Origin of the sequence: Thermoplasma sp. Kam2015 (genome assembly GCF_003205235.1) — an archaeon.
Classification (GTDB): Archaea; Thermoplasmatota; Thermoplasmata; order Thermoplasmatales; family Thermoplasmataceae; genus Thermoplasma.
In genome coordinates, this window is the sequence record NZ_QJSM01000030.1 from 1 (window position 1) to 3733 (window position 3733).

The 3733-nt window shown below is 41.1% G+C and carries 4 protein-coding genes; all 4 read left to right on the top strand.

The window, feature by feature from the left end:
- A partial coding sequence (locus DMB44_RS06675) for a zinc ribbon domain-containing protein (protein WP_153280183.1) occupies positions 1-294 on the top strand: 294 nt, incomplete at its 5' end.
- Between the two features lie 320 nt (positions 295-614).
- Positions 615-1562 carry a TIGR00269 family protein gene (locus tag DMB44_RS06680; protein WP_110642085.1) on the top strand — a complete coding sequence of 316 codons (948 nt, stop codon included), beginning with the start codon at positions 615-617 and terminating at the stop codon, positions 1560-1562.
- 263 nt (positions 1563-1825) lie between these two features.
- Positions 1826-3235: an APC family permease gene (locus DMB44_RS06685; RefSeq protein WP_237265340.1), complete on the top strand. Its 1410-nt coding sequence runs from the start codon at positions 1826-1828 to the stop codon at positions 3233-3235.
- A gap of 124 nt (positions 3236-3359) precedes the next feature.
- Positions 3360-3733: helix-turn-helix domain-containing protein (locus DMB44_RS06690; protein ID WP_153280184.1), on the top strand; the 374-nt coding region annotated here is incomplete at its 3' end.

The following is a 3733-nucleotide window of genomic DNA, read 5'->3' on the forward strand; positions in this document are numbered from 1 at the left end:
CTGGAATGGAAAGCAGAAAAATATGGAAAGAATATAATAGAGATAGGAAGGTTCGATCCATCATCTAAGATATGTTCATCATGCGGTAACATAAAGCATGATCTGAAGTTATCAGATCGCATATATCGTTGTGATGTATGCGGATTAACTATAGACAGGGATCACAACGCATCAAAAAATATAAGGAAGATTGGACTTATAAAAGTAGGATCGGTGCGATCCGAATACACGCCTGTGGAGATCGCTACATCGGGCTTGTACGGATGTCCGGAAAGGCAGATGTCTCTTCGATGAAGGGAAGCTCCGATGCTTTAGCTGAGGAGTAGCTCACCCCTCAGCTTAGCTTCGAACTTCCTTTCAGCCAAGAGACCTCTTTCCATAAATAGATTCAGTACAAGCCCCATATCGTTACATCCACAGGCTTGTATTCTAGAGTGCTGCTCCCTACCTTAATTAATCCCATAACGAGAATGTCCCTGATAAACCTTTTAGCAATTGCCCTTCTCCAGGAATGTCGGATATTTTCTGTTCATTTTTCTGTAAGATTCTATCTTCAATGCTGGTAAAACCACGAACATCATCCATAAATATCAATTAGAAATATATATAGAAATATGAAGTGCTCAAAATGCCAGGCTGAGGCGATCTACTTTGCCAAATACAATGGTCTTTACCTATGCAGACAGCATTTTAATGAAATGATCGAGAAGAGAGTAAAGAGGGAGATAAGAAAACAGATCGATCTCAAAAAACCAACGGTCAGGATATCAGTGGCTATATCAGGAGGTAAGGATTCCTCCGTTACACTCTATTTGCTCCATAAGATCCTGTCAGGTAGGAGGAACGTCAAATTGACTGCATTCACCGTTGATGAAGGCATAAATGGTTACAGACCAGCTGGCCTTGAGAGTGCATCAAAACTTGCGAAAATGCTAGGAGTAGAGCACCATGTGATAGCATTTCAAGAATCGTTTGGAATGACGCTTGATTCGATAGTAAGCGCGGATCAGTCGAGAATTCCGTGTTCGTATTGCGGGCCGCTTAGGAGAAAATTAATAAACGAAATGGCGGAGAGGCAGAATGCTGATTACGTAGCATTGGGACTCAACCTTGACGATTACAGCCAGTCCATACTTATGAATGTGGCCAAGGGAGATTATGAAAGATTCATGAGGATGTCACCTCAGACTGAGATGAAAGACGGACTTGTGAGACGGATAGCTCCACTGAGATCCATACTCGAAAAGGAGGTTGTGCTTTACGCGGTTGCAAACAGTATACCCTTCGACAGCAGCTGGTGTCCCTATTATTCACGAGCACAGAGAAACATATTTCGCGATGTTATCAATAGGCTATCGGAGTACAATCCAAGTACAAAATTCTCAATGCTCAAGTTCTTCGATAAGGCAAGATCACAAAAAGGAGGCGACGATGTCAAGGAACTGCATAGATGCAAGGTGTGCGGCGCTCCTACTGAGAATGATATCTGCTCTGCATGTTTGGCTATAGATAATTTAAGCCATGAAGCACCAATTGTAAGGAATGAAGCCAGAATTCATTGATCAGCCCTCGGGCTTGGAAAAATATCTTTGATTCACCTTACATCCCTGAAGCCCAGATCAGGTTGGAAATTAAAGCAAAATCTGATATCCATAACATCGAATTTTCGTTGAACAGAAAATGGTGACGAATAGATAGTGCTCAATTTAACCGACTTACAATTTTAAACATATAGAGCCATGATCTCCATAATCATGCAAAGCATTTTCTTGCCCTGATCATCAATTTCACGATATTTTAATCTTTAAAAAAATAATTTCAACAGGTGGCAGACGCATTAAGAAAAGATATGATAACCTTCTGGGGACTCGTCTTTTATGCTATTATGGTCATCTCTCCGGCCGGGCCATTTGCCTTTACCGGCGCATCGGCTATGGATTATGCCGGAAAAACTGCGCCTCTAACCTTTCTCATTGGAGGCTTAACGCTCTTCCTTGCGGTTATAGCGGTATACGTATACAGTGGGCATATCAGCAGTGCTGGAGGATATTACAAATTTGTCGAAGCAACTTTCAACAACAAATACTTCAGCAAGAGTGTTGGATTCTACTATCTGTTCGTCGTGTTGAGCAGCATAATAGGATCAAGCATACTTCTCGGTTGGTTTACATGGATTGGTCTGGAAACCATGATCGGCTATTCGCTCCCCTTCATCTATGTCATAGTCATCTCATTCATCACACCAGTCATATATCTAGTTGTTGGATATCTGTCTCTCAATTACAGTCAGAAGATAGCGGTGACGGTTGGGCTCATTGATCTTGCTTTTTATCTTGCACTTTCCATCGCCATCATAGTGAAATCGCCATATAATGGAATGCAGTATTTCAATGTAATGAACTCAAATGACGGCCTGCATGGATTCTTTCTGGGCATGATCGTGGGAGGGTTTGTTGCTTTTTCCGGATATGGATCGATAGTCGTTCTAGCTGAAGAGGCAAAAATGCCCTCTACCAGTATAAAGAAGGCCATAATCACATCACTGATAATAATGATCGCCTATGACACGTTCGTTATATATGCCAACGTTGCTGGGGCCGGCCCGCATCTCAATGATGCTCTCAAATTCTTCGCGCCTGGTCTATTCGTGACAAAGAGCTATTATGGCATGGACGTAACACTTGCTGCATTCTTTGTATTTCTGATCTCGGCATTGATATCCACGGTGATCTTCGGTAATAGCGCTGCCAGAGATCTGTTTTCACTCGCCAGGGACGGAATTCTGCCTCCAGTGTTTGCAAAGGTTCACGATAAATATGGCAGTCCATACATTGCCGTAATAACTGTTTTTGTGATAGCAATCATAGGCATCGGCTTCGGTTTGATTCCGCTTGTTCATTACTATGGAGAAAATTACGGGATGTATTATCTCTTAGTCATAAATGCCATAGTCGGATCAACATTCACGCTGTTGTATCACATAATTATAAATGAAAGCCTACCATTTTTCATGTACAAACTCAGACAGCTTAAACCGCTGGTGCATATTGCTGCCCCAACAATAGCAAGTGGCATTATAGGTATAGCCATATATTATTCACTTATAGGTCTTTCCTATCCTTTATCACTTGTTTACGCAATAATACCACTGCTGATCATAGTTTCTCTGGCAATAATATACATTATGAGAAACAAAACGATAAGGATGGATACTTTCACCGGCCCTAAGCAATAACGTGAAAAAATTATAGGAAGGTTAGGAGTTTGAGGGAAGCAGTAAAACTCCGACCTTTAGGGAGGAGATACACGGACTTCCCTCAATGGAAATATTTATAAACAATTTACCATACTTATAGATAGTGATAACAGCCACCAAAGTGAAGCTGTATCCAAATGAAAGACAGAAAATATTATTGGAGAAGCACTTTGGCAGCTGTAGATTCGTGTACAATTACTTTCTAAAAAAGAGGGATGAATACTATATAACGCATAGGGATGCTAAGAAATCTTCTCTGAACTATTTTGACACAAATAACATGCTCATCGAACTCAAGAGGGAATATCCATGGCTGTACGAGATCAACGCCCAATCACTTCAGATGTCTCTACGCTTTCTTGATAATGCATTCAAGAACTTCTTCCATAAGAATGCAGATCATCCAAGATTCAAAAGGAAAGGTATTAACGAATACTTCGCAGTACCACAGCACATCAAAATTCAAGGAAACAGGAT